This is a genomic window from Bacillus sp. LBG-1-113 (genome assembly GCF_020708615.1).
GTDB classification, from domain to species: domain Bacteria; phylum Bacillota; class Bacilli; order Bacillales; family Bacillaceae; genus Bacillus; species Bacillus mojavensis.
The window spans coordinates 155,124-180,872 of the sequence record NZ_JAJFDG010000004.1 but is presented as its reverse complement, the minus strand read 5'-3'; the positions used below and the strand labels follow the sequence as shown (position 1 = coordinate 180,872).

Genomic DNA, 25,749 nt, shown 5'->3' with positions numbered 1-25,749 from the left:
ATCACATTTTTTAAAAAGGACATAACAAAAGGACTGGATCTCTCCAGTCCTGTGTAAAAATAATCAAATCCCCGACCAGACATCCTTTGCATACATGCCTGTTTCCTGCAGATGTCTGAGCCAGTTTTGCGCTTCTTCTTCACTGGTGCCATGAACAGATTGATACGCGTTTTGCAGCGCGGCCTCCACATCAGGCGCCATCCTGCTGCCGTCACCACATACATAAAGACGGCCGCCGCGGTCGAGGATCGAAATTAAGGTTTCCGCATGCTCCTCCATAAGGTGCTGAACGTACGTTTTCGGTATGCCTTCTTTACGGGAAAAAGCCGTGTGCACAGCAACAATTCCGTCTTGTTCAAACTGCTTAAGCTCATCTCGGTAAATAAAATCGCGATCGTTTCTGCAGCCAAAATAAAGATGGGCTTCGCCGAGCGTTTTTCCCTCGCGTTTTAAAGCTGACCGGGCTTGCAGGAATCCGCGGAATGGCGCAACTCCTGTTCCCGGCCCCACCATGATGATTGGTGTTTCAGGGTCTTCCGGAAGCTGAAATCGGGATTCCGGCGTGCGGACAAACATCACGACATCATCTCCCGCCTTCCGCTCCGCCAAGTCATTCGATGCCACTCCGCGATATTCGCCGCGGCCGCTCCAAGCCGGCCCGCGCACAACGCCTACAGTTATCGAGGCTTGTTCCGGATTCACCCGCGGGGAGCTTGAAATCGAATAATACCGCGGTTTTAACGGGCGTAAAAGCTCTAAAAACCGTTCAAACGGCATTTCACATGATTCATATTGTTCAAGCAGATCCAGCATGGAAATCCGTTTTTTCAAAATTTGTTCCTGATAAACGCCCTCTTCCGTCATATCTTCCAATTCACGTTTATGAGGCGGACAGACGGTAAATGCGGCCAGCTCGCGTATTTGCGCCCTGGTTGCCGCTTCCTGCACCTCAACGCTGTAGCTGAGCAGATCATGCAGGCTGACAGGCCGATCCAAAGGCAGGTGCCCGGAACTGCGCCCGCTTGCCGTCAGTGTAACTTGGTCCGTTCCTTTTAAGCCGAATCTGTGAAGAATCCGGCTGACATTTGTCCGGCTGTTCCTTGGAAGAATGCCAAGGTGATCGCCCTCCCGATATTCGACGCCAGAAGGCAGCGCAATTTCGATATGGCGGGTGCTGCGGCCACTGTCTGCGGACTGGAGTTCTCGATTTTCCGCAATGGATGCGTGAACCGCTTCATACGACCGGGCTAATGGGGATTCTCCCAGCCCCCTGACAAACTGAAGGCTCAGCGTGCTTCGCTCCTTATCAGCGTTTTCATTAAGCTCGAGTCCGAAGGCTTTGATGGCGTCCGACCACATGCTTTTTTTCCACTGGTCAAGCTGTCCTTCAAAATCACCGCTGACATCGCCCTCTCCGCGTGCAGAAAAACGGGTCGCCCCTTTTTCCGCTAGCTGCTCGTCAATGGTTCGCGGAACGTACTGATACGTGCTTGCCCAGTTATGATCTCCACAGCCAAACACCGCATAATGGAAACCCTCCAGCTCACCTGGCTGTATTTCGTCAAGCCACTGCACAAACTGACCCGCATTGCTTGGCGGTTTTCCATTATAGGAAGAGGTGACGATCACAACGGCTCCCTCTTTCGGCAGCTTTCCAATCTGATCGTTCAAGGGCGCCACCTCAGTCCTTACGCCGTGAAGACTCGCTGTATCGGCAAGCTCCCGGGCGACGCCTTCCGCGGTGCCGGTATCAGAGCCATACAGTACGAGTAACGGCCGGTTGTTGAGACCGATAACCGAAGCACTCTTCTTTTCCTGTTTGCTCTTTTGTTCATCATCGCGCGCCGCTTTTTCCTCCGACGGAACGCCGGCATGAATCGCTTCCTGATTTCGCGTTTGAACTCGGATGTGAAAATCACCGGGCTTAAGTGTCAGCGTTTGTTTGATATCAAGCTCATAATTCTCGTGATCAATCAAAGTGAAATATTTTAATACCATGCCCAGCACAAGTGTAGCTTCATGCAGGGCAAACTGCATGCCAATACAGGCTCTCTGTCCATTCCCGAACGGCTTGTAGGCATGATGAGGCACTTGGTCCTGATGTTCGAACCGTTCTGGACGAAATTCTTCAGCATCCTCACCCCATGCGTCTTGATCGCGGTGAAGCTGCGGAATCAAGACAGAAATTCTGTCCTTGGTTGTGATCGGATATTTTCCGCCAATGACCGTATCTTCCTTCGGATAAAGACTGAAAGCTGGAGCCGTCGGCCATAAGCGCAGTGATTCATTTAAAATCATCCGTATGTATTTCAGCTCGAGCACTTGTTTATAGGTCGGCGCTGCACCCGTCAGCACCCGGTCGACCTCTTCATACGCCTTTTTCAGTTTGTCAGGATGCTTCAATAAAAAGTAGATCGCAAACGACAGCAGGCCGCTCGTTGTTTCATGCCCGGCAATTAAAAATGTAATGATCTGAAAACGGATATTTTCATCATCAAGCTTCTCCCCGGTCTCCGGATCTTCCACCTTCAGCATCCGTGCAAGCAAATCTTTTTCATCCTGATCTCCATCCGCCTTGCGCTCCGCAATAATGCTGTCGACTAACGAAAACATCGTTTGAATATCGTGGTGGAATTGACGCTTTGTTCTGACCATGAGTTTATCTTGAACATCGAGCCGCTGCATCTGGTGCATCGCTTCATCCAGCGCGCGCACCATGCTGTTGATAAACGGATGAGGCGTTTCTCTGTAGTAGCTGTTAAAACGATAGTTAAATCCGCATAACCCAATCGTGTCCAATGTCAGCCGGGTCATATCAGCGGGGACATCGACTGCTTCATTCGGATTGAGCCTGGCCCACTTCTGAATCAGCTGAACAGCGATGTCAACCATTTTTTCATGATAATCCTTCATGGCCCGCTGGCTGAACGTCGGCATGAGAATGTTGTGCGCTTTTCTCCAGTTGGGCTCATGCGTCCAGCTTGTAAACAATCCGTCACCCGAAAACGCGCGAACCTTTTCCAAAGCGCCTTCAATGCTTTTATCGAAACGCTCTTCATCACAAACTTCTTTCACGAATTCATGGCCGGACACCACAATTGTCGTACCCGCCGGTGTGTGAATTTGAAAAATGGGGCCTTGCTCTTCCGCCAATTTGATCAGTGACAGAGTCGGTTTATCTTTATCAATTAAAGGAAGATTGCCGAGCGGTCCAAACGTCTTCGGCTGAGGAATCGGACTTGTTTCCTTCATCGAACCATTCCTTTCCGTATGTAATGCTTTCTATCTGACTACATTTCCCTTTCATGGTGACGATTATTCCATTTCTCTGATTGACGCCTGATCGTTGTTTTTTCTATACTTGAGAAGCTGTACAATACGCAAATAAGGTGAGTTCACATATGGATTTTGAAATTCGATTTTTATCCTTTTATGTCATACAGGTGGAAGGCAAGGATGAGCAGGCAAACAAGCAATTCAAGCACTTCCAGACCCTTGATACAGAGGAGTTTGAAGAAAGCGAGCTGAAGGACTTTCTTGACGGAGAGCTGAAAAAAATCGTCAAACGGAAAGCCGACCGCCATCCGCCATCCGAGCAGGTGCCGACGAAAATCGGCCATTTTATCGTCGAGCCCGGCCACGAGCTGGATTCCAACCCGAACTACAACTTGTTCAATCGCGCACGCTTGGCGGAAACAAAAGAGGACTTTAACGAGCTGAGCGAACAGTTCGTCCGCACGTACCTCGACACGAGCGCGGTCCGCGGCGGTGTGTTCTTAGTCGCTTCCGCTGTGCCGAGAAAATACTTCGATGAGTCATTTGTCTTCATTATGAAATGTGATTTTGAGCCGAAGGTCGCCCGCATCTCAGACGCGTCTTCCCTCATTAAAAAAGTCGAAATGGCCATCACGACAAAAAACATGAAGAGCATCCAATACCCGTTCATGCCGGAGGAAGGAATGATCGAGGAAGGCGAGCTGAAAATCCACCAGGCCTCGCACGCCCGCTATTTCGAGGATTTCCTGAAATTCGTTGAGTACGGTGAATCAATGCCGGAAATCATGAAAACCCAGGTCATGAACATGGTGCAGGAACACGTCTATGAGACATTTGAGGACAACAGCGAAGAGCTCAAGCAGTTTGAACAAGACATCGAAATCTGGGAAGCGAGCGAAAAGCGGGAAATCCAAGAACGCCTCGACACACATCAAGTGATCGAAGCCTCCGCCCAGATCATTGAGCACACGCCGGAAGCCGAGCTGAAAATGAAAGTCGGAGAAACCGAGATTAAAGGATTGCTAGCTGATTTTGGCGAATCGATTCATCTCGCGAAGGTGAACGGGCGCTATGTCGCGCTGATTGAAGCGGAGACGATTTCGTTTGAGAAGGGCAGTTCGCCGGTGGAGTTTTATAAGCCTGAGGGGCTGCATGAGGTGATTGAGCGGATACGGAATAAAACAGAGCAAGAATAAAAAGTCCAGAATTCAATTCTGGACTTTTCCTTTTTAATACCCTTCCCTCAACACCGCATAGCACTCCCCAATAAGCTCTTCCGCTCCCGGCTCTCCTTTCAGCCCGCGGCGGACGATTTCTGAAGATAAGTCCTGCACTTTGAGCGCTCTTGGTGCTCTTCTTTCGTCGTATGCCTGAAACGCGGTTTCGAGGTCGTCATGCTTTTTGAGCTCTTCGGAAAGCACAATCGCATCTTCAATGGCCATGGCCGCTCCTTGCGCCAAGGTCGGCGCTCCGGCGTGGGCGGCGTCTCCCCCGATGACGACGCGGCCTTTGTACCATGGCTCCTGCACGGCGACCTGCTCCAGTTTATTAAAAATGACGGGGTGTTCTTTTGACATATGCTTTGTGACAAAATCAAGCCCCGGGAAGCCTGAGAGGATCTCTTTGACTCTATCAAACCGGGTCTCTTCCTCATCCCAGTAATCGCTCGTGCAAGGCTGGAGGACGAAGACATAGCCGGCGTGTTCCGCCAATGGCACGACGCCAATTTGTGTCTCTCCGCTTCTGTACATCAATGTCGCGTCCTCAAATGTGTAATCGGGAAGCTCGATATAAAAGCGCCACGCCCCCATGCCGAGGAACTCTTTTTCTATTTCTTTTTGCAACATGGCATCCCGTACAATGGAATGAATGCCGTCAAAGCCCGCCAGAATGTCAACCTGCATCTTTTCTCCATCATTACATACGGCAGTAACCGCATCAGGCGTTTCTTCATAAGCCACAATCTTTTTCCCCCACAAAATCCTTGCACCCGAAGCTTCGGCATGCTTGATGAGAATGTCATTTAACGTTTTTCGCAGGATATTATTGCGGCCCGGAAGCTTATCATCTAAGAAAGACTCACTGACTTTGAATAACAGATTCCCCTGCTTATCGAATGTTTTAAACCACGCTGTTTGAAATCCATGCTCGCAGCACTCTTCAAATACGCCCAGCTCCTTTAACACCGCCAGTGCGTTTTGCGGCTGGAGAATCCCCGCGCCGGTCTTGCGGTTTTCTGCAGCCGCTTCACATAAGGTGACGGAAAAACCTGCTTTCCTGAGAGAAATGGCTGCCGACAGCCCGCCAATTCCGCCTCCCGCTATCAGTATATGTTTCATGTTGATAACCACCTTTTCAGTTCGCTGTATGTAGTTAGGCACCTAACTACATTACCTTACTATGTCCGGCAAACAGCTGTCAATCACCTCCAACACAGGTTGCGTTCTGATTTTCCCTCCATTATAATCGTGTCACGACAAACGTACGGGAGCATATTGTGATGGAATTAAAACATTTACCGAAATACAAACATATAACAGAACACGCCGAGACGTATTCCAACGTGGACGCCGGCTCTCTTGAATTGTTTTTATCTTTGTTTGATATCTCGAAAAAAATGAATCATGTGATGGAGCATTATTTCGCCAGACGCGGATTGTCTGAAGGAAAATTTAAAATCCTGATGCTTTTGTTCGACGCAAAGGACCACATGTTAAGCCCGACGGAGCTCGCCAAGCAATCAAACGTCACGAAGGCAACGATTACCGGCCTGATTGACGGACTGACGAGGGACGGATTTGTCCGCCGCAGGCATCACAACGAGGATAAACGAAAAATCAGCATTGAGCTGACAAAGGAAGGCAAAGAACGGCTGGAGCAATTTCTGCCCGGCCATTTCAGCAGGATTTCCGCAGTAATGGAGAACTACAGCAATGAGGAAAAAGACATGTTCGTAAATATGCTGAGTGATATGTTTGAAAAGCTAAGCGTGTTTAAAGACTAAAAAACCCGTCCGATCTGGACAGGCTACAGTACTTTTTTTTAAGCACGGTGACAAATATGCCGCTGATCACAAACACAATGCTGCTCAGAACAGATGTAAAAATGCCGGACACCACTGGTACATAATAAAACGCCAACCGTCACAAAAAGCGCCTATCTCAATGACAGGCGCTTTCTGATTAATCATCACTGCTTAAAATGCCAAAGAAGCGAAGCAGGTTGATGAACAAGTTGATAAAGTCAAGGTACAGCGATAATGCCATAACCGGAATTAAGTCCTCCGTAATATCGCGGTGTTTGATTTGGTTCAAATCATACAAGATGTAAAGGGAAAAGACGATGGTTCCAATAACGGAATACGCCATCATCGCCGCGGAATTCAGCGGGCTGAAGATGCTGAAAATGCCAACCGCAATTAGTGCGATGAGCGCTACGAGCAGAAACGATGACAGGAACGATAAATCCTTCTTCATTTTTGCGCCGATTGTACCGAGCACGGCAAAAATTAAAAATGTAGATCCGAACGCTTCAAGTACCACATAGGCACCGGCAATGGAAGCGTAGTGGCTGACAATCGGAAATAGGGTAATGCCGGAAACGAAGGCGAATGTATAAACAAACGCATACCCGACCGCTTTTCTTCTGCGCATCCAGAAGGCGATAATGATCATCGCCACTTCAAGGATCGAAAGCGGCAGCATCAAAGCGACAGGAATATACTGGCCGATGTACAGCCCGACGGTTGCGATCAGCAGTGTAAAGATAAACACTGTCAAAATGCGCTGCATGATCGAATGCTTACTCTCATGAACTGTAGCTTGCATGTCAAAAATCCTCCTAAGAAATGATCTTAAAGGTCTATTATATAAAAAATGGATGAAATATGTATATGTTTTAAGGAGAATTTAATGTCGAACAAAAACCTTTAAAACACCTCTTTTACTTCGATTCTTTGCTTTTCAGTGAGAAACGGTGTTTTTCCACCTTCTCAATCTGGGTGACCTGGGAATCATGTACGGTGATTTGAACGGTGCCGAAATCCAGTGTTTCCAACGAGCTGATGATTTTTTCAATCACTTTCGGATCAACGGTTGTTTTTGAAAGCAATGACCTTCCCCCCTGTTCAGTTTTAATTCATAGTATTCTTATAAGAATTATAATATTATGTTTTTTCCAATAAATCAATGGTGATTTCCATTCAAATCAAAAAGGCATATGATCACCCAATCAAGGGACGGTCATATGCCTCATCAGATTTCATCTTAGTTTTCTTCCAATTCCTCAACAATACAGCGGACGCCCATGTTTTCAAGCGCCTGCTTCAACGAGCCGTATGTTTCATATTCACTGAAATCAAGCCCTAATTGAATTGATGTTTGGGCGACATCCGGCCGAATACCTGAAAAAACGGCTTTGACGCCAAGTAAGAAAAGTGTTTTCGACAGGTTGTACAATTGCTGCGCAACCATTGTATCCACAATCGGGACGCCGGAAAGATCGACTACAAGGCTTGTAATTTTTCTCTCAATGCATCGTACCGGCACTGTCTCTAAAATCACCTGCGCACGTTTTGTGTCGACAGAGCCAATCAGCGGCAATATGCCGATTCCATCCGCAATGGAAATCACCGGACAGCCTAATTCACTGATTAATTCCTGCTGAGAAGTGAGCCTCATCAGCATAAATTTTTGATACTGCTCGGAAAACTCAATAATCAGCTTATCGAAAGACTGATTCACAATACGGTTCCAGCGGTCAGCATCCTCATTTGTGACGATATCCCGATGCTCTTTTATAAACGTAACAACAGCATCCCAGAATGCAATTCTTGAATTTGATATGGCTTCAACGACCTCATGCACCGGAACATCTTGCTCTACTCTTTTTTTCGCAACATTCAGCGCCCATTTTGCCATATTGTCTTGAAATTCAGTTTGTTCCTCCAGGAATGCACTTGCGATTGTTATATTAGTAAACGTATGTTGCTCAGTCAAAAGCTTTTTCGTATCTTCACTTAAATGCTCGGCGGAATATAATTCGCCCTGCAGCTGTCTCCGTAAACTGAACCATTTCTCAGTAATGTCAGCCGTATGGTCTATGATATATTGATATAGTTTTTGATCGATATTCACGGTCTGTCTCCTTTTTCGTAATAGAAGCTCTTATATTATAAAATTATAAATCGAAATTGTGAATGGGACTAGGGAAAAATAGATTGATTCTGCACACTGAGCGCATGCCAATTATATCCATAGGCAGATTCACCAATATAAGCCCACTTTCATATCCTGTCAAATGTACAGTTTACTTGAGAAAGGACGTTATGATATGTATTATGATCCATATATGTATGATGGGCCGATCTATGATCCATGGTCCCCAGTAGAATATGATTACCGCTACCCAGTTGGATATCCAGGGCCTAGTATTGGCGGAGGCGCCGTACCTGGATTTGGCGGAGGTGCTGTTCCTGGTATCGGCGGAGGCGCCGTGCCGGGAATTGGCGGAGGTGCTGTTCCTGGTATCGGCGGAGGCGCCGTGCCGGGAATTGGCGGAGGTGCCGTGCCTGGTATCGGCGGAGGCGCCGTGCCAGGTGTTGGCGGAGGAGCGCCGCAAGGGCCTCCGCCTCATAAAAAGCCGGCAAAACCGAAAAAGCCTCAGGGCTTGCATGGGGCAGCTTATTTAGTTGAACCCGTTCTCATTCAGCCTTGTCTCTTCCGATTTACCTATGTTTGGTTAACCAACGGCAGCTCATTTTGGTTCTTCCCAATCATTCTTGGAAGAGAATCCGTCGGCGGCTTTTATTGGGATGCCTCACACCATCGCTGGTTTTATTACGCCTTGGACACAAAACATATAGATGTCGTAAGCTGTTCATATTAATGGTCAATCAGCCGGTTCTTCCGGCTGATTTTTCTGTGTTCCTTTAGCTTTAACAGGTTAAGATATACATATCTATTGAATTGGAGGTCTCCCTATGATCAAACAAATTGACATTGTGGCGGACCAACCGATGGGACCAAACGCAAGCTGGCTGGAGGTCTCTTTGAGTGTGAAAAGATCTTTAGTATATATGATAGAATGAAGGCAAACGATGTAGAATTTCTCAGTGAGCCGAACCAAATGGAGTGGAGCACCTTAGTTCAAATTCAGGACGAGGACGGCAATGAGTTTTGATTGAAAGCATAAGTGCGGCGGCGGAGAAAATGCTCCGCCGTGCTCTTTTTTTGACATTGAGAATGAATTTCATTTACAATAACGGATATATATGAGTGTGATTGGGGAGAGATAAATGTTTGTTCAGTTGAGAAAAATGACGGTAAAAGAGGGCCATGCTGATCAGGTGATTGAACGTTTCAGCGCTGAAGGAATCATTGAAAAACAGGAAGGCTTAATTGATGTGACCGTGCTTGAGAAAAACGTCCGCCGCGGCGATGAGGAAGTCGTTGTTATGATTCGCTGGGAATCCGAGGATCACTGGAAGCAGTGGGAAAAAAGCGATGCGCATATCGCCGGACATAAAGCGAACAAAGGCAAGCCAAAGCCTGACTATATGATTAGCACTGAAGTGAGCATGTATCACGTGAGAGCTGTCAAACAAGGGACTCATCAATAACGGAAAAAGAGCTTGGGCTGTGCCGCAAGCTCTTTTTTTCATGAAAATCTGCTTTCTTCAAATGTGACGGCGTACAGCGGTTTATTAGCATGCCATTCAGCAAATAACACATCCTCAGTCTTTTCAATTCCCTGCTTTTTCAGCGTTTGCCGCAGCCATTGTTCGTCTACCCCCGCTTCTTGCAGGTTGTCATACACAATCTCTCCATCAAGAATTAACGTGGTGGGCAAAGACACATCTTGCGGCGGAAGATTCATATCTTTTCTCGTCGGATTGCCAAAATCGGATTTCTGAAGAACGCTGACCATCCCGTTTGTTTCTAATATGGCATATTCCACTTCCTGTATGGAAAAGCAGCCTGCCTGCCTTAAAAGGCTCTGCAGCTGATTAATGTCGAGCTTGTTTTTCTTCAGCATCTCATATTTCAGCTTTCCTCTATGAATAACGATACTCGGTTCGCCTTCCAGGAACTTTCTGGAGCCCTTTATTTTTTGGGTAATGAATTCAATCAGATAAATCAGCAATCCCCACAGCAGCGAAGCAAAAATGATCTCTTTGATCTTAATTTCATGATCATACACTGCATTTCCGACCAGTTCCCCTAAAATCAAAGCAGAAATAAAGTCAAACGGAGTGATTTGAGAGAATTGGGTTTTTCCGAGAAACTTCAAAATGACAAATAAAATACCCAAACCGCAAACTAATTCTGCCGCTACACTGAGATAATCTCCCATGTTGATAGCACCTACTTCTTAAAAGCTACTATCATTATGGTCAACTGCATTATTTCTAAACGGTCACTGTTCGCTATTATAAAAACGCCTGGTGCTTTGACAGCATGTCGTCAAAAAGCTGCTCCGCATCCTGGCGGTCGAGTGTGACAAGCGGGTCATTGAGAAACGCTTGAAAAGCGAGGCCGCGGTCCTTTGTTAGTCCCGCTTCCGCCACTGCCTCCTGATTGGATACGTGTCGTGCAGCCAGCAGTTCCACACCCTTCGGCAGCGCTCCGGAAACAATCGGCTGGACACGGTTGCGGGTAATAAATGCGTTTGTTTCCACGATCGCATCTAATGGCAGATGAGCGACCTGGCCTTGATTCGGCAGATTCACATTTGTTACAAGTTCGCCCAGCCCGAGGAGTGCCGCCATGATGTTCACGCCCTCTTCTCCTGATGCTTTCCTCTCAACACCTCGTTTTTGCTGTGCCATGTAATCCGTTTCTTTTTGTTTCAGGTCTCTGTCCTGTTTTCTGAAGGATATGGGTGTGAGGTGAAACTTCCATGTCTCAGGCTGTTTGAGATAACAACCGGGGAAAAACTCAGCCAGATGCCTGTCACCCGCAGCGGGGATGGCACCGTACGTTTCAAATAAATCAAATGCAATACGGTGTGCAGAGCGAAATACGCTGTCCTTCCAGCTTTCCCCCTCCAGCTCATAGCCGGATTCGGCATAATGCGCACAGAAATCATGGAAAACAGGCAGCAGATCAATATGCCGGTAAGAAGCTGCTGTCACCCATGTAAAATGGTTAATGCCCAGCACATGAACATGAATGTCTTCACGCCGCTTCACCTCTAGTCCAAGCCTATTTGTAACCATCTCCGCCAGCAGTTTTTGCGTGCCGAATACTTCGTGGCAGCAGCCGAACGCTTTTATACCGGGAAACACTTTATACAGCGTTCTCGTGCACACAGACATTGGGTTTGTATAATTGATGACCCATGATTCGGGGGCATAGTCTCTTATTGCCCGGGCAATTTCTGCAAACATCGGAACGGCCCGCAAACCTCTCATGATTCCCCCAGGTCCGACAGTATCACCAACCGATTGATAGATGCCGTATCGCTCAGGCAGATGAACGTCCGTTTCCATGTCATCCAAGGTACCCGGCAAAATCGAAATAATGATGATATCTGCACCGGATAATACCTTTTTCAAAGTAGAAACCGCCTCATACCTCCATCTGCCGTCTCCGCTGTGATTGCCGATGATTTCATTTTTCTTTGCCGCTTCAAAATTCAGATCATAGAGCGCCACCGTGCCTGACATTCGTTCATCAAGGGACAAATCGCTCATCAAGCTTCGGACCCAGCCTTGGGAACCTCCGCCGATATACGCGATTTTGACCTGATCTAACGTACTGATATGAAACACTCCCTTTCTCAGCCTTTCACAGAACCGATCAGCATGCCTTTGGCAAAATGTTTTTGTAAAAATGGATAAACCGCCAGTATCGGTATGGTCGCGATGACGATGACAGCAAGCTTAATGCCCTGCTCCGGCGGAATTGTATTTTGCATCGTATCGCCATTGGTCGCCGTTAAGTCCGATAAAATCGTGACCTGGCGAAGCACCATTTGCAGCGGCCATTTTGCACTGTCATTGATATATAAGAGAGCATGGAAGAAATCATTCCAAATCCCGACCGCATAAAACAGCGCAAAAGTGGCAATGACCGGCTTTGACAGCGGCAAGGCGATCCGCCAAAAGACGCCGATTTCCGAACAGCCGTCAATTTTTGCTGATTCCTCAAGCTCCCGCGGCAGCTGCTGAAAGAAGTTTTTGATAATTATGAGGTTAAACGGATTGATCGCCATCGGCAGAATCAGCGCCCAATAGGAATCCAGCAACCCAAGTGATTTGACGACAAGGTACGTCGGAATCATCCCACCGGAAAACAGCATCGAGAAAATCACCAGGTTCAACAGCAGATTCCGCCCCTTCACATGCCGCTTCGCCAGCGGATACGCCATCGTAAAAGTGAAAAACAATTGCACGGCTGTCCCGACAACAGTGATGAAGATGGATACGCCCATACTTCTGATAAACGTCGGTGTCGAAAACACGTACCGATAAGCGTCAAGGGTAAAGGTTTCCGGGAAAATAAAGAAACTGCGCTGAGCCAGCTCAGCTTCTGTCGCAAAGGAACCTGCGATAATATACAAAAACGGCAAAATGGTAATCGCGCCGACGCCGCCGAGAAACAGAATGTTGCAGACGTCAAATACCCGTCCGGCTTTTGTGTTGTGCATCGTGTGTATGTCAGCCATACTCTCCCTCCTCTAAAACAATCCTTCCTGATCAAACTTTTTCGCGATGTAGTTGGCACCGAAAATTAAGATAATCCCGACAACCGATTTAAACAAACCGACAGCCGTGCTGTAGCTGTACGCGCCTTGGGTAATCCCCATCATGTATACATACGTGTCAAAAATGTCAGCCACGCTGCGGTTGAGCGAGTTTGTCATCAAATACACCTGTTCAAAACCGATATTTAAAAAGCTTCCAATCCGTAAAATTAAAAGTACAATGATGGTGCTCCTGATTGCCGGCAGCGTAATATGCCACATCCGCCTGAACCGGCCGGCCCCATCCATGATCGCCGCTTCATATTGCTCCTGATCCACCGTTGCCAAAGCGGCGAGAAATAAAATCGTTCCCCAGCCTGTCTCCTTCCAGATGCTTTGCATGACAATCATCGGCCGGAACCAGTCAGCGTCTGATAAGAAAGAGACCTGATTCCCCGTCAGGCTCATGACCATTTTGTTGATGACGCCTGTATCGACTGTAAAGAAAACAAAGGTAATGCTGACCACGATTGTCCATGAGACAAAATGGGGCACGTAAATAAGGGTCTGAACGCACCTTTTATACACAGCCTTCCTCAGCTCATTCAACAGCAAAGCCAAAATGAGCGGCGCGGGAAAGGCAAAGAGCAGATCAAGGCTTGCCAGCATGAGCGTGTTGCGCAGCAGCCGGAAAAAATCCGGATTCATAAAAAAGTCCTTAAAATAATCAAGACCGACCCATTCGCTTTTCCAGAAGCCTAGATATGGCGAATAATCCTTAAATGCAATGAGAACGCCCCACATCGGCAGGTATTTGAAAACCAAAAAATAAAGCAGACCGGGAATAAGAAGAAGATAAAGCCATTTGTCTCTTTTGAGCGCAGCCATCCAGCTGATGCCTTTCTCAGCAGTGAGAACAGGTGCGTTTCCCTTCTTCGGCACCGTTTCCATATCTGTTCTCCTTTCGTGATACCGGCGCGCCCGCCGAACGGCAGGCGCATCGGTTTATTTTGACGTTTGATACAATTTGTTTAAGTCCTTCATCAGTTCATTGCCGCCGCTGTTTTCCCAAAGCTTCACCGCATCCTTGAAGCCTTTTTCATCGATTTCTCCGATAATAAATTGCGTTCTCGCATCAAGAATGATGTTGTCAAGCTGGGCTCCTTTTTGGGTATAGACATCGGAGACAAGCGACTCCGCCGGGTTAAAGACGGCTATTTTTTCTCCTTTCGTGATGATGTCCTTGCGATGCTGGAAGAGCTTTGTTTTCTGATCTTCGATGTAGTACTCGCTTTTCGGGATGGACATGCTGAACTGGGCTAAGCCTTCATGCTCATACAGGAGGGATTTGTTGTTTTTTTCAAGAGAGGTGAATACGCCGTCCTTCAGCTCATAATTTCGGTCCTCCACTCCGTTGTTGGTCAGAATCTGTGCTTCCTTATCGTTCAGCCTATCAAGGAAGGACAGTACCTCTTTCAGCTCTTTTTCCGTTTTCACGCTTGATTTTGGTATCGCAATCATGCCTGAATATCCTGATGTCGGGAAGGTGCGCTTGCCTTTTGGTCCTTCTACTGTGCCGACGATATCAATGACATCCTTGTTCGACTCATCCGCTTCTTCCATGGCACTTTGAATTTGCGACGCTCTGGAGCCTGTATCAACGATGACACCCGCTTTTCCTTTTACAACCGGGTCATTCCACTTCGCCGAATCCATAACAGCAAAATCCTTGTTGATCAACCCTTCATCATACAGCTTATTAAAGAAGGTGAGCGCCTCCATATATTCCTTCGTTGTAAAATCAGGCACGAGCTTCCCGTTTTCAACGCCGTAGCGATTCGGGGCGCCGAACCAAATTTGCAGAACATCCCACGGGCTTCCGTTGCCAAGCCCCATCCATTTCGGCACGACCATGCCGTACGTATCGTCCTTGCCGTTTCCGTCAGGATCTTTTTCCTTAAAGGCTTTCAGCACTTCATAAAAATCATCAAGCGTTTCCGGCATATCGAGCCCGACGTTTTTAAGCCAGTCGGTTCTGATGATCATACAGGCTCTGATCAAGTCTCTCGATCTGTAAACCCCGTAGACCTCGCCATTTATTGAGCTGTTCTTAAGTATCTTTTCATCAGCCTGGCTTACATTCTTGTAGTCTTTTAAATAAGGAGACAGCTCCCAAAAAGCGCCCGCTTTGACAGACTTGATAAAGCCGGCTGACTTATCTTTAATCACAATCGCATGAGGCATCTCTCCAGAGGCCATGACGATGTTAAATTTATCGTTGTAGGATGAATCAGGCACCCATGTGACCTTAATATTTTTGCCTGTGTATTTCTCTAACGCTTTTAATGATGGGCTTTTATCACTCGGGCTTTCCGGTGACAGCAGCGGCGCCATGATGTTGATCGTGTTTTTTGAATCGCTCGCTGAATTGGATGTTTCTGAATTGCTGCACCCGGCTATCATCATGGCAGCGAGCGGTAGAGCGAGCCATTTTTTTCGTATTCTTTTTTTCATGATGCGTCAGTCCCCCTTTTTCTCCTTTTCATTTCACCTTTGCCACCCCTAATATAAAGCGCTTACATAAATTCCTGCAATCTTCATTTTTTGCATCATTTTTCCTATAGAATGAAGGCTGTTATCCTTTTTTGCAGGATGTATCTTTTTTTGCAGGGAGGTATTCACCTATTAATTCAAGTGCCGCAATGACATTTAAACACCATTGAGATATAGTGTTTGTCGTTACCCACGGAAGCTCTTCAAGCTGAGTCCATGTCTCGATTGGCACGGGTTTGATCGGAAGCGGCGTATGGCTCAGTTTATGGTCGAGCAAAAGATTCCACGCTTTTTCGGCGAGATGATGGTCTTGTTTTTTTCTCGCAGCATAGGCTGTCATACCAGCCGCAAACATTGGCCAGTGAAAGTGCCCGTCATGGAGCACACCTCCGCTTTTTTTGCGTTTTTCTTCATCACTGAATGTGTAAAACTCGCCAAATTCACTCAGCATTTCCTCCCATTCGCGGTCATCGAGAAGCTCAGCCAGCTCCATCCACACTTGCGGCGCGCCAAACGCAATGATCATATGATAACCGCCCGCGATGCCGTCTCCCATGTGATGAAGCATAGACGTCGCCGGATCATATTCAAACGTCGGACCTGATAATAAACGAAGCGGCAGGCGTTTCAGACAGCTGATGCCCGTTTGGATTTTCCTCAGATATTCAGGATTCTCAGTCCGCTCCCATTCCGCCAGCCAGTTCGAGCAAAACGCCGCCCAATCCGGCCCCGTTCTGACGTGAGTCGGGTGCTCTCCTTTCTCGTAGAAGGCACGCATCGGATCGGTGTTCACTAGGGCGGCATCGGCGTCCTTCACTTCTGTCAAAAGATCTCCCGTGCGCTCATCTCCCGTCAGATAATAGTAGAATTTATAAAGGCCGGCCATGCTGATTCTCGCTTCCTTGCAGCCGCATCCCCAGTGCACCACGTTATGCCGGGAGCCAAGCCCCGCATATTCTCCGAGATGAAAACAGTCGGTTTCACTTGTATGGCGGGTCATTGCTTCAGCCATTCGGAACAGATCTTCTCTGCCGGAGCGGAAAAACGCCTGCCACAGCCACAAGGTCGGAACGAGTTCATTATTTTGCCACGCGTATCCGCCGAGATCATACCGCCACATATGCCGGATCGGGTCATACGTATGCATGACGTCCCCATAGTTCCAGAACCCGTACCATCTGCGCTGCTCCACTTCTTTTTGATAAAACAAGAAGGCGGCGTCCAGCTGTTCTTCCAGCTCTTTTTTGACCGGATCGGCCGTATCGATCACACTCCAAACGCCAAGCGCTTTTGACTCGTAATAAACGTCCGGCTCACAAATGAGCAATGGCGGTGCCTGCCATTTGTCCGCTAACGCATTCAGCACGTCATCTGACGGCATCTGAGAGAAGCATGACAAGCTGATGTCATTTGTGTTGGCAATGCCTGTCGGATCAGAACGCATCTCATCAAACCCTTCGTACGCGCTGACGACATGGGTGTTCCCTGTATAATGCCTGAAATCCATTGCTTCCGCGTCTGGCGGCCAGAGCCAGACGGTCATGTTCGGTTGATCACCGGCAAGACCTGTTATCTCAAGTGATGACGGATATTTTTCAAAAAAATACCGCAGACCGAGCGCTACCCCTCCATTTTCGCCGCCCGCATAGCAAAGCCCCTTCGCCCGCTTGCCATGAAGCATGTCAACCCACGAATATTCCTTGCCGGTCCGTTTTGCCAGACGGTAATGATCGCTGGAGTCCTGAACGAGTTTCATATCATTCCAAACTGCGTTCTGCACGCCGTGTGCGAACCATTCCTTGTGCTCTTCACTTGGAGAAATCGGTTCGCCATTGATGTGCCGCTGATAAAGAGGATACCGTTCACTCCATTTGCGGGTGCCAAACAGCTGGGCGGGTTCTTTATAAACGCTTTTGTTCCCCGCAAAACGGAAATGGCGGTTGTACGGCTCTCCCTGTAAAAAGAGGTCAAACTGCATGCCAAGCCCTTTGATGAACTCTCGTTTGAAATTCCTGTCGATCAGCTGAGTGTGCATGATATTCATCTCTGAAAGCCCGGCATAAAATGTGAATCTGATGATAAAGGGCAGCCACTCTTCTTTTGTCTTTCGGAGTACATGAACCCCCTCCATCTTGATGACTGCTTTTATAGGACCTCTCTGTTCAATGACCACACGTTTGATAAGACTGACCGATGTTTCATGAAAAAAAACCTTTTCTGCCGCCATCTCCTTTCTCGTTTCCTTTATTGCGATCAGCCGCCCGCCTGCGGCGATCGGCTTCCCGTTCATCACCAGCGATTGAATGATGTCGGAGCCCGTTTTATTCACAGTGCAGACAAGCGCTCCGGTATCCACTTGGATTGCATCCTTTGACTCGTGGATCATGAGCTTTTTCGCTGGCGGCTGGGTCTCTTCTTTTTGCAGGGTAAAGCTTGTATCGGTTTGTTGACTGAACACAGCCGCGTGCTTCGTCCATTTGATGCTCCCGTCCGGCCAATAGGCCGACGGCTCGCTTTGCACATAGCCGCTTTCACCCTTTGCATTGATAAGCGCCAAACAGTCTCCCTTTTTCAATTCTCCTTTTTTCCAAGGCACCCCCCACGTTACACCGCTTTTCAGCTGAGGCTGTTCTGATAGCCATTTGATCTTTTTCATCGGTTCTCTCCTTCCATATAAAAAAGCTGATTCAATGCAAAGAATCAGCTGCGATTATCAAACTGAATCACATGGTATTCGTGTGGTCCGACTGACAGTCTCCCGGCTCCGACTGAACGATTGGCCAAAAGGTCGGTCCCCTCTTTTGGAAGCGTCACACTTCCGCCTTTTCCATTCATATTAACGATGACCCATACGAGGCCGTTTTCTCCTTTTCTCGGGGCAACAATCGTGCCGGGGGTGACATCGGATCTGACAGAAACTGCTGCTTCTCCCGCATAATGCCTGACGAGTGCTTCCAGCATCGCATCTCCTTTTTTGCCTGATGGAAGCGAGCCGAGCAAGACGATTTTCCCTTTGCCGTGCTCTCGTTCTGACAGAAAGGCATGGCCGGCACCAGGCCCGGATTCAACTGTGCCGAGAGTATTTCCGCTGCCTGCATCAAACACCGCGCTCCACAGTCCGAGCGGCGCCGTCATGCCAAACGCTTTTCCTGTATGTGCATCCTCGTTCATCGGGAACGTGAACAGTGTTTTGATTCCGGCTGTTTTCTCCAGTTCTCCAAGGCCATAATCGGTATGAACCGTATGCTCGCCCGTACGCCCTCCCGTCAGCGGCCCGGCAATCCATATGCCGCCCTCTTCAGCAAATGCGGAAGCTTTTTTGATAAAAGCAGAGGACAGATAAGGCACAAATGGCGTAAACAGCACACGATAGCCCTCCAGCGGAAAGCCTTCCGGAACGAGATCACGATGAATGCCCGTGTTGAGGATGCGCTCGTAAAAGTGTGTGATAAGCGTTCGGTGCTGGAGTCCCCGGTGAGGTTCTGTTTTCAGAAACGCTTTCGCCCTGTCGGAATAGGTCATCGCAACATCAGCCTGCACGGGCACAGTAGAAAGAATGATCGGTTCGATTTTCTTTCTTGCCCGCTCAACCGCCAAAACGTTTTGATAACCGATCGTCGGCTCTCCCCATGCACTAAGGACGGAACCATGTGAAATCTCGCTGCCGGAACGCTGCTGGCGCCACAGCCAGTAGCAAAATCCCTCGCTCCCCAAGGCGTAAGAAGACACGGCTTCAGCTTGTAAATACCCATCGGCGTGCGGCATGGCACAGCTTTCGAGAGAGGCTGCATACGACGGACTAGTTTCCAGAATCCAAAACGGGCGGTCTTTTTTGAAATGCCTCCAAATATCACAATTTAATAAAAATGCAGATGCATTATCCTGGGAAGCGTACGTATCATAGGAAGCAAAATCGAGATTCTGAAACATCCGCTCATTGTCTGTGCTGAACATGACCGAGCCGTTATGAGTGATCGGCGCATCCGAATAACTGCGAATGATTTTCGCCTGTTCATCCGCAAAATGAGCGATCATCTCCATCGAAAACAGCTGATACATCGTGCGCAATGAAGCGTGATGCAAAAACGGGGCCGGACCCGGCTGCGGCACCTGCTCAAAGGTTTGATAGGTTTCGCTCCACACATCGGTCCCCCACGCTTCATTTAACCGTTCAATCACACCGTAACGGTTTCTGAGCCATTCATGCCATAAGCTTAGGCACGTCTCACACATGCATTCAGCCACATGACATTTAAATTCATTATCGAGCTGCCAGCCGATCAGCCCCGGCAGGTGTCCCAGCTCTTTGGCGATGCTTGTGGTGATGATGGCGGCTCTTTTTCGGAAATATGGGTTATTTGTACACGCATGCTGACGGGAGCCGTGCCCCATCACCTCTCTTTTTTCGTTAATGTGCATTCGCTCCGGCCGTCCGTGCGAGAGCCAAATAGGCGGTGTCGGCGTCGGTGTGCACATAATCGTTTCGATGCCGTTATCATACATCCTTTTGATCATTTCCTTAAAAAAGCTCACGTCAATGTTTCCTTCTTCCGGCTCGATCACAGACCAGGCGAATTCACCAATTCGCACAACATTGATGCCGACCTCCCGCATCCTGTCAATGTCCTGCTGAATCGTGTCTTCATCCCATAATTCCGGATAATAGCATGCGCCGTGATATAGTTTTTTCCCCAAGTCCTTCACCCTTCTTTGACGATAGATTCTGTTAATGGCAGGCCGAGCTCCTTCATGCCTTTCGCTACGAGTTTTGCCATTTCATTTGCGCCTTTTTTTGTAAAGTGCGTGTAATCGTCAATCCCCTCAGAAACCATAAAATAGGTGTATACTTTTTCTTCGCCCTTCTCAGTAAAGAAAGCGAGGCTTTTTTCCATTAGATCAATAAGCTGGACATTCTCCTCAGCAGCCGTCTGCTTCATGGCAATGCAATAATCAGGAAAGTCGTTCAAAAACACACCGTTTTCATAATGAAAGCGGGCTACTGGGGTAATGAGAAGCGGATGCGCGCCTTTTTCCCGCGCGCCTGCGATATATTGCTTTAAATATTGTTTATAGGTGGTATAGGGCTCAGTGTAGCGCTCAGGTTTGTTTTTCGACGCGTCATTATGGCCCATCTGCACAAACAGCCAATCATCCGGCTCGATCACATCAAGGATCGCCTGAAGCCTGCCTTCCTCCACAAAGGTTTTTGAGCTTCTGCCGCCGATCGCTTTATTGATCACCTGAATATGCTCCGGCAGATGCGAACCGAGAAACTGCCCCCAGCCCCCTTGATTTGTCCTTTCTCCATACGTTTGGACAGTCGAATCACCAGCAAGATAAATATGATTTGCCATGTCTCATTCCCCCTCGTTTTTTTCACTTAATATAAACTCAATGGCAGAAAGCTCTTCGTTTGAAAAGTCCGCTGATTGCAAGGCTTGAACGTTTTCCTCTATTTGTTGCGGCCGGCTTGCTCCAATTAAAACAGAGGTCATCCGGGCATCCTTTAAAAGCCATGAGAGCGCCATTTGCGGGAGCGATTGTCCCCGTTCTTTCGCAATCTTATTCAGCCTTTGCGCCTTATTGACCGCCCTTTCGGTTATGTGCTCCGTCTGCAGGAAAGGGCTGTTCGCATCTTTAGCTCTTGATGTTTCCGGGATGCCTGAAACGTACTTTGTCGTGAGAAGCCCTTGAGCAAGCGGCGCAAACGCGATGCAGCCGGCTCCCTTTTTGTCCAGCACATCAAGCAGCCCTTTTTCCGGATCGCGGTGAAACATTGAATATTGCGTCTGATGAATGGCGAGCCGAACGCCGAGTTGTTGTAAAAGATCGGCTGCTCGCTCTGTCTCTTGCGGGCTGTAGTTTGACAGTCCGACATACAAAGCTTTTCCTTGACGCACAAAGCCCGCCAGCGTCTCCATCGTTTCCTCAAGCGGCGTTTCAGGATCAGGACGGTGCGAATAGAAGAGATCCACATAATCAAGCCCCAGCCGCTTTAAGCTTTGATTCAAACTGGCAGTCAAATGTTTTTTCGATCCGCCATTACCGTACGGCCCTTTCCACATGTCATAGCCGGCTTTAGTGCTGATGATGAGTTCATCACGGTAAGGCGCAAAATCCGTTTTCAGCATGCGCCCGAGCATCTCCTCAGCGGAGCCGGGCGGTGGGCCGTAATTGTTGGCCAGATCAAAATGGACAATGCCTGCATCAAATGCAGCTCTCAGCATGGACCGCGCGTTTTCCGGAGAATAGGCATCGCCGAACTGATGCCAGAGGCCGAGAGAAATAGTGGGAAGTCTTAATCCGCTTCGCCCGGCTTTGTGATAGGTCATTTTGTCATAGCGTTCAGCCTTTGCTTCGTATCCCATACATTCCTCCTAAAGCGGCGTCTCCGCTTTGTTTCCCGCTATGTACAGAGCGGGCTTCGGCGGTTTTTTCATCCCTGTTCCGAGATAAAAGCTTGTGTGCGGCGGCTGGTTGTACGCGGTATTCTGCCAAGCGATCCCAAGCCTGTAAATCGGATCGTGCATCAGAGTGTAAATACGGTGATGGGTAAAATGTGTCGTTGTATAGATACGGAGCGCGCTGCTGTCTTCGGTTCTCCAAATGACCTCTTCCCGCCAGTCTCCGAACAGGTTGGCCTGAAGAACCGGGTTTCCTTTTGTCCCGTTGTTGGACAGCACACCTTCCGGCTGAAAAATCGTTTTTAAACAGCGGTTTTCAGTATCCCACTTTTCAATCTTTGGTTTGCCGAACGTTCCGTTCCATTCATGATCCAAAAGCTCCCTGACTAAGTCTCCGTCCCACCAGATGGCGAAATTGGCTGAAGCAGGCGCTTTATTGCTGATTTTTTCTCCTTTGCTCGTATAGAGCCCATATGACATTCCATCATTGCCCGGCGGATCGATTCCCCAGACAAGCGATCCCTTATACCGAGGGTCAATATGAGCAGCCATTCCTCTGCCGACATCTGTCCCGGCATGGACGCCCCATAACACCTCACCCGTTCCGGCATCACGCAGCGACAACCCATACGGCTTGCTTGCGTCCTCATGAACCTGAAACACTTCAAGCCCTTTGCGTGACGGATCAAGATCGCCGACGTGCATGGCGTCTCCGTGTCCGAGTTCCGTCGTGTACAGACCGGTTCCGTCATGATCGACCGCCATGGCGCCGTAAATAATTTCATCTTTTCCATCTCCATCAACATCGGCAACGCTCAAGCTGTGGTTTCCCTGTCCCGCGTATGCTTCATGCCCCGGCTGATTTGAATCAAACGTCCAGCGTTTTTTCAGCCTGCCGTTCCGGAAATCATAAGCGACGAGTACTGTTCTCGTATAATAGCCCCGTGCCATCACCAGGCTCGGCCGCTCTCCATCCAAATAAGCGATTCCGGCGAGAAAACGGTCCATGCGGTTGCCGTAGCCGTCTCCCCAATCCTCCAGTTTTCCCCGGGGCGGTTCATAATCGACAGTCGTGAGCGCTTCACCGGTTTCCCCTTTAAACACTGTCAAATATTCCGGACCTGACAGGATTCGGCCCTGCTCATTTCTGAAATCTGCATGCTCGTCACCGATGATGTTTCCTTTGCCGTCTATTGTGCCGTCGGCTGTTTTCATAGCGATTTCTGCTTTTCCGTCACCGTCTAAGTCGTAGACCATAAACTGCGTATAATGGGCACCCGCTCTGATGTTTCTGCCGAGGTTGATGCGCCACAGAAAAGTGCCGTCCAGTTTATAGGCGTCAATGAGAACGTCTCCGGTATATCCATGGTGAGCGTTGTCTTTTGAGTTGGACGGGTCCCATTTCAGGATGATTTCATATTCTCCGTCCCCATCCACATCTCCGACGCTCGCATCATTGGCACTGTAGGTATACGGTTTTCCGTCCGGCGTCACGCCGCCTTCCGGTTTGTTAAGCGGGATCTCGAGAACGTTTTCCCGCCAAACGGGGGCTTCCTTCGAAAGCCTTTCTTCACGGCCTTTATAAACAGCCGCCACTTGATAGAGAGAGTCCTCCGTTCCCTTTTCATCCAGAAAATTGGTACTGTCTGCAATCGGTTTGCCAGTGATCCGATCTCCGTCCCGATAAATATGAAAAGCTACAGTCTCATGATCCGTTCCGAGAAAACGCCAGCTGACAAACACGCCCTGCTCCGTCTTGACCGCAATTAAGCCTCTGGTCAAGTACTCCATCTGCCTCTTTTTTGGTTTCATTTTAAATGGGAACGGGCCAAGCGTGCGGCCCGTTCCTTCCCCCCTTCTGTTAAGGCGTATACATATTCGGTTTAGACTGTGCCGCCATGCCGTCTCCTAAAAAGAAGCTTGTATGCGGCGGCTGATTATACGCGACATTTTGCCAGGCGATGCCGAGCCGGTACACAGGATCATGCATCAGCGTATACAGCCTGTGCTCGGTCGGGATGGTGGTGGTGTAGATGCGGAGCGCACTGCTGTCCTCGGTTCTCCACACAGCCTCCTCCCGCCAGTCACCGAGCAGATCAGCCTGAAGCGCCGGTGTTGCTTTTGTGCCATTGTTGGCGGCCACGCCTGAAGCAGTCAGCATATTTCTCGATGCGCCGTTTTGATAATCCCACTTATCAATTCGGTTGCTGTCCAGCTGTTCCCGCAGCAGGTCACCGTCCCACCAGATGCCGAAATTGGTTGACGACGGCACACTGCTGCCGATTTTGGCGCCTTTCGATGTGTAAAGAGAACCGTTCGCCCAAACCTCCTGTCCCGGATAACGCGGATCAATATCAGCGGCCATCCCCCGGCCTACATCCTTGCCGGCGTGAACACCCCAAATGATTTTTCCTGTCGCGGCATCCCGGAAGGATAAGCCATATTGCGCGTTTTTGTCCTCATGAACTTGAAACACCTCAAGACCCGGCCGGCTCGGATCAAGATCCCCGGCATGCAGCGCGTCTCCGTGGCCTAAGCCTGTCGAGTACATGCCTTTTCCGTCATGGTCAACAGCCATTGAGCCGAAGATGATTTCATCCTTTCCGTCTCCGTCAACATCCGCAATGCTTAGATTGTGATTGCCCTGTCCGGCGAACGCTTGATTGCCCGACTTAGAGGAATCCAGCGTCCAGAGTTTTGACAATTTTCCGTCTCTGAAGTTATACGCAACAAGCATGGTTTTGGCATAATAGCCTCTAGTCATAATCAGACTCGGCCGCTGCCCGTCGAGATACGCAATGCCCGCAAGAAAACGATCGACCCGGTTGCCGTAGCTGTCGCCCCAATCCGATACGTTCCCTCGTGCCGGTTCAAAGTTTGAAGTGACAAGCTCTTTCCCCGTTTCACCTTGAAAGACAGTCAGGTACTCAGGACCAGAAAGCACACGCCCCTGCTCATTTCTGTAATCGGCATTCGCATTTCCGATCACTTTTCCCGTGCCGTCTTTTGTTCCGTCAGCGGTCTTCATCGCCACTTCCGCTTTTCCGTCACCATCCAGGTCATACACCATAAACTGAGTGTAGTGTGCGCCTGCTCTGATGTTTTTGCCGAGACCGATTCGCCATAATCTTGTTCCGTCCAGCTTATACGCATCAATAAACACTTCACCCGTATAGCCGTCCTGTGAATTATCCTTTGAATTGGACGGGTCCCATTTGAGAATCAGCTCATACTGCCCATCGCCATCCACATCACCCGTACTGGCATCATTGGCACTGTAGGTATAGGCTTCGCCCTTTGGCGTCGTGCCGCCAGCCGGTTTATCAAGTGGAACGGAGTGATACGGCTGTGCCCATACAGAGGCTTTTTCAGAAGCTGCCTGCTCGGTACCGTTTACAACAGCCCGAATGGAATACGTTGAGCCCGCAGATCCGTTTTTATCGATATAATTCGTGGATTTGACAGGCGAAGCATTCAGCTTTTGTCCGTCTCTGTACACATTAAACGCCACGGATGCGTTTTCTGTCCCAAGAAACCGCCAGCTGACAAAAATGCCGCCTTCCGTCTTGACTGCCACAAGGCCCCGGTTCAGCGCTTCCATCTGCCGCGCCGCTCCTTCTGCTTTGACAGGAAACACAGAACCCCCCATCATCAACAACACCAACAGTGTGAGAGTGGTAAACATGCTTTTTCTTCGTCTAATCATCAGACAGCTCCTTATCATTGATCTGTAAGCGCTTACTTAAATTGGATTTTATGCGCTTAAGAAGCTGTCTTCAATGTCACTTTTTTGCATAAACGTTTTTGGTTGGCTGCACTTTTTTGCCGG

20 protein-coding genes and 1 pseudogene are annotated in these 25,749 nt (G+C 48.7%); 5 read left to right on the top strand and 16 right to left on the bottom strand.

Going from position 1 to position 25,749, the window contains the following annotated elements; all coding sequences use genetic code 11:
* Positions 1 to 63: 63 nt before the first annotated feature.
* Positions 64 to 3,252 (bottom strand): bifunctional cytochrome P450/NADPH--P450 reductase, encoded by a 3,189-nt coding sequence (locus LJF29_RS12550; RefSeq protein WP_229148849.1) that lies wholly within the window; start codon positions 3,250 to 3,252, stop codon positions 64 to 66.
* 149 nt (positions 3,253 to 3,401) lie between these two features.
* Between LJF29_RS12550 and LJF29_RS12545 the strand changes: the two genes are divergently transcribed.
* Positions 3,402 to 4,472, top strand: coding sequence for a DUF3900 domain-containing protein (locus tag LJF29_RS12545; RefSeq protein ID WP_229148847.1), 1,071 nt, complete (start codon positions 3,402 to 3,404; stop codon positions 4,470 to 4,472).
* A 33-nt stretch (positions 4,473 to 4,505) separates the two neighbouring features.
* Here the strand turns inward: LJF29_RS12545 and LJF29_RS12540 are convergent, their stop codons facing one another.
* Positions 4,506 to 5,615: an FAD-dependent oxidoreductase gene (locus LJF29_RS12540; protein WP_229148845.1), complete on the bottom strand. Its 1,110-nt coding sequence runs from the start codon at positions 5,613 to 5,615 to the stop codon at positions 4,506 to 4,508.
* Positions 5,616 to 5,776: 161 nt separating this feature from the next.
* On the opposite strand from LJF29_RS12540, the gene LJF29_RS12535 reads away from it, so the two are divergent.
* Positions 5,777 to 6,280, top strand: coding sequence for a MarR family winged helix-turn-helix transcriptional regulator (locus LJF29_RS12535; RefSeq protein WP_229148844.1), 504 nt, complete (start codon positions 5,777 to 5,779; stop codon positions 6,278 to 6,280).
* Positions 6,281 to 6,458: 178 nt separating this feature from the next.
* Here the strand turns inward: LJF29_RS12535 and LJF29_RS12530 are convergent, their stop codons facing one another.
* The 3 genes from LJF29_RS12530 to LJF29_RS12520 form a co-directional block, all read right to left on the bottom strand.
* Positions 6,459 to 7,103 carry a Bax inhibitor-1/YccA family protein gene (locus tag LJF29_RS12530; protein ID WP_229148842.1) on the bottom strand — a complete coding sequence of 215 codons (645 nt, stop codon included), beginning with the start codon at positions 7,101 to 7,103 and terminating at the stop codon, positions 6,459 to 6,461.
* Positions 7,104 to 7,218: 115 nt separating this feature from the next.
* Positions 7,219 to 7,386, bottom strand: coding sequence for a YezD family protein (locus LJF29_RS12525; RefSeq protein ID WP_010333321.1), 168 nt, complete (start codon positions 7,384 to 7,386; stop codon positions 7,219 to 7,221).
* A 155-nt stretch (positions 7,387 to 7,541) separates the two neighbouring features.
* Complete coding sequence (locus tag LJF29_RS12520) at positions 7,542 to 8,411, bottom strand: STAS domain-containing protein (RefSeq protein WP_010333320.1); 870 nt, start codon at positions 8,409 to 8,411, stop codon at positions 7,542 to 7,544.
* Positions 8,412 to 8,607: 196 nt separating this feature from the next.
* On the opposite strand from LJF29_RS12520, the gene LJF29_RS12515 reads away from it, so the two are divergent.
* The 3 genes and pseudogenes from LJF29_RS12515 to hmoA all read left to right on the top strand — a co-directional run bounded on the left by LJF29_RS12515 (position 8,608) and on the right by hmoA (position 9,895).
* Positions 8,608 to 9,162: a hypothetical protein gene (locus tag LJF29_RS12515; RefSeq protein ID WP_229148840.1), complete on the top strand. Its 555-nt coding sequence runs from the start codon at positions 8,608 to 8,610 to the stop codon at positions 9,160 to 9,162.
* A 109-nt stretch (positions 9,163 to 9,271) separates the two neighbouring features.
* Positions 9,272 to 9,456, top strand: a pseudogene (locus tag LJF29_RS21240) (VOC family protein); the annotation flags it as partial.
* Between the two features lie 115 nt (positions 9,457 to 9,571).
* Positions 9,572 to 9,895 (top strand): heme-degrading oxygenase HmoA, encoded by a 324-nt coding sequence (gene hmoA, locus LJF29_RS12505; RefSeq protein WP_229148837.1) that lies wholly within the window; start codon positions 9,572 to 9,574, stop codon positions 9,893 to 9,895.
* Positions 9,896 to 9,933: 38 nt separating this feature from the next.
* Here the strand turns inward: hmoA and LJF29_RS12500 are convergent, their stop codons facing one another.
* From LJF29_RS12500 to LJF29_RS12450, 11 genes are all read right to left on the bottom strand, one after another.
* A complete protein-coding gene (locus LJF29_RS12500; protein WP_010333316.1) occupies positions 9,934 to 10,629 on the bottom strand; it encodes a DUF421 domain-containing protein in 696 nt (231 codons plus the stop codon).
* A gap of 76 nt (positions 10,630 to 10,705) precedes the next feature.
* The gene (gene lplD, locus LJF29_RS12495; RefSeq protein WP_229148835.1) at positions 10,706 to 12,049 is read right to left on the bottom strand and encodes an alpha-galacturonidase LplD; all 1,344 of its coding nucleotides are present in this window, start codon (positions 12,047 to 12,049) and stop codon (positions 10,706 to 10,708) included.
* An 8-nt stretch (positions 12,050 to 12,057) separates the two neighbouring features.
* Entirely contained in the window at positions 12,058 to 12,945 is an 888-nt protein-coding gene (locus LJF29_RS12490) for a carbohydrate ABC transporter permease (protein ID WP_010333314.1), read from the bottom strand.
* A gap of 12 nt (positions 12,946 to 12,957) precedes the next feature.
* Positions 12,958 to 13,914, bottom strand: a complete 957-nt coding sequence (locus tag LJF29_RS12485) for an ABC transporter permease (RefSeq protein ID WP_010333313.1) — start codon at positions 13,912 to 13,914, stop codon at positions 12,958 to 12,960.
* 54 nt (positions 13,915 to 13,968) lie between these two features.
* Positions 13,969 to 15,477, bottom strand: coding sequence for an extracellular solute-binding protein (locus tag LJF29_RS12480; protein ID WP_229148830.1), 1,509 nt, complete (start codon positions 15,475 to 15,477; stop codon positions 13,969 to 13,971).
* Between the two features lie 121 nt (positions 15,478 to 15,598).
* Positions 15,599 to 18,172, bottom strand: coding sequence for a hypothetical protein (locus tag LJF29_RS12475; protein WP_229148828.1), 2,574 nt, complete (start codon positions 18,170 to 18,172; stop codon positions 15,599 to 15,601).
* A 44-nt stretch (positions 18,173 to 18,216) separates the two neighbouring features.
* A complete protein-coding gene (locus LJF29_RS12470; protein ID WP_229148827.1) occupies positions 18,217 to 20,211 on the bottom strand; it encodes a beta-galactosidase in 1,995 nt (664 codons plus the stop codon).
* Between the two features lie 5 nt (positions 20,212 to 20,216).
* Positions 20,217 to 20,870, bottom strand: a complete 654-nt coding sequence (locus tag LJF29_RS12465; protein WP_168747155.1) for a rhamnogalacturonan acetylesterase — start codon at positions 20,868 to 20,870, stop codon at positions 20,217 to 20,219.
* 3 nt (positions 20,871 to 20,873) lie between these two features.
* Entirely contained in the window at positions 20,874 to 21,884 is a 1,011-nt protein-coding gene (gene mgrA, locus LJF29_RS12460; RefSeq protein ID WP_229148825.1) for an L-glyceraldehyde 3-phosphate reductase, read from the bottom strand.
* A 9-nt stretch (positions 21,885 to 21,893) separates the two neighbouring features.
* Positions 21,894 to 23,732, bottom strand: a complete 1,839-nt coding sequence (locus LJF29_RS12455) for a rhamnogalacturonan lyase (RefSeq protein ID WP_229148824.1) — start codon at positions 23,730 to 23,732, stop codon at positions 21,894 to 21,896.
* Positions 23,733 to 23,781: 49 nt separating this feature from the next.
* Complete coding sequence (locus LJF29_RS12450; RefSeq protein WP_229148823.1) at positions 23,782 to 25,644, bottom strand: rhamnogalacturonan lyase; 1,863 nt, start codon at positions 25,642 to 25,644, stop codon at positions 23,782 to 23,784.
* Positions 25,645 to 25,749 lie beyond the last annotated feature (105 nt).

Excerpts from the sequence above, each read along its gene's own strand:
- LJF29_RS12550 (WP_229148849.1), bottom strand. The coding sequence starts at position 3,252 with ATGAAGGAAACAAGTCCGATTCCTCAGCCGAAGACGTTTGGACCGCTC.
- LJF29_RS12455 (WP_229148824.1), bottom strand. The coding sequence starts at position 23,732 with ATGAAACCAAAAAAGAGGCAGATGGAGTACTTGACCAGAGGCTTAATT.
- LJF29_RS12545 (WP_229148847.1), top strand. The coding sequence starts at position 3,402 with ATGGATTTTGAAATTCGATTTTTATCCTTTTATGTCATACAGGTGGAA.
- hmoA (WP_229148837.1), top strand. The coding sequence starts at position 9,572 with ATGTTTGTTCAGTTGAGAAAAATGACGGTAAAAGAGGGCCATGCTGAT.
- mgrA (WP_229148825.1), bottom strand. The coding sequence starts at position 21,884 with ATGGGATACGAAGCAAAGGCTGAACGCTATGACAAAATGACCTATCAC.
- LJF29_RS12500 (WP_010333316.1), bottom strand. The coding sequence starts at position 10,629 with ATGGGAGATTATCTCAGTGTAGCGGCAGAATTAGTTTGCGGTTTGGGT.
- LJF29_RS12480 (WP_229148830.1), bottom strand. The coding sequence starts at position 15,477 with ATGAAAAAAAGAATACGAAAAAAATGGCTCGCTCTACCGCTCGCTGCC.
- LJF29_RS12465 (WP_168747155.1), bottom strand. The coding sequence starts at position 20,870 with ATGGCAAATCATATTTATCTTGCTGGTGATTCGACTGTCCAAACGTAT.
- LJF29_RS12485 (WP_010333313.1), bottom strand. The coding sequence starts at position 13,914 with ATGGAAACGGTGCCGAAGAAGGGAAACGCACCTGTTCTCACTGCTGAG.
- LJF29_RS12450 (WP_229148823.1), bottom strand. The coding sequence starts at position 25,644 with ATGATAAGGAGCTGTCTGATGATTAGACGAAGAAAAAGCATGTTTACC.
- LJF29_RS12535 (WP_229148844.1), top strand. The coding sequence starts at position 5,777 with ATGGAATTAAAACATTTACCGAAATACAAACATATAACAGAACACGCC.
- LJF29_RS12490 (WP_010333314.1), bottom strand. The coding sequence starts at position 12,945 with ATGGCTGACATACACACGATGCACAACACAAAAGCCGGACGGGTATTT.
- LJF29_RS12540 (WP_229148845.1), bottom strand. The coding sequence starts at position 5,615 with ATGAAACATATACTGATAGCGGGAGGCGGAATTGGCGGGCTGTCGGCA.
- LJF29_RS12515 (WP_229148840.1), top strand. The coding sequence starts at position 8,608 with ATGTATTATGATCCATATATGTATGATGGGCCGATCTATGATCCATGG.
- LJF29_RS12475 (WP_229148828.1), bottom strand. The coding sequence starts at position 18,172 with ATGAAAAAGATCAAATGGCTATCAGAACAGCCTCAGCTGAAAAGCGGT.
- LJF29_RS12530 (WP_229148842.1), bottom strand. The coding sequence starts at position 7,103 with ATGCAAGCTACAGTTCATGAGAGTAAGCATTCGATCATGCAGCGCATT.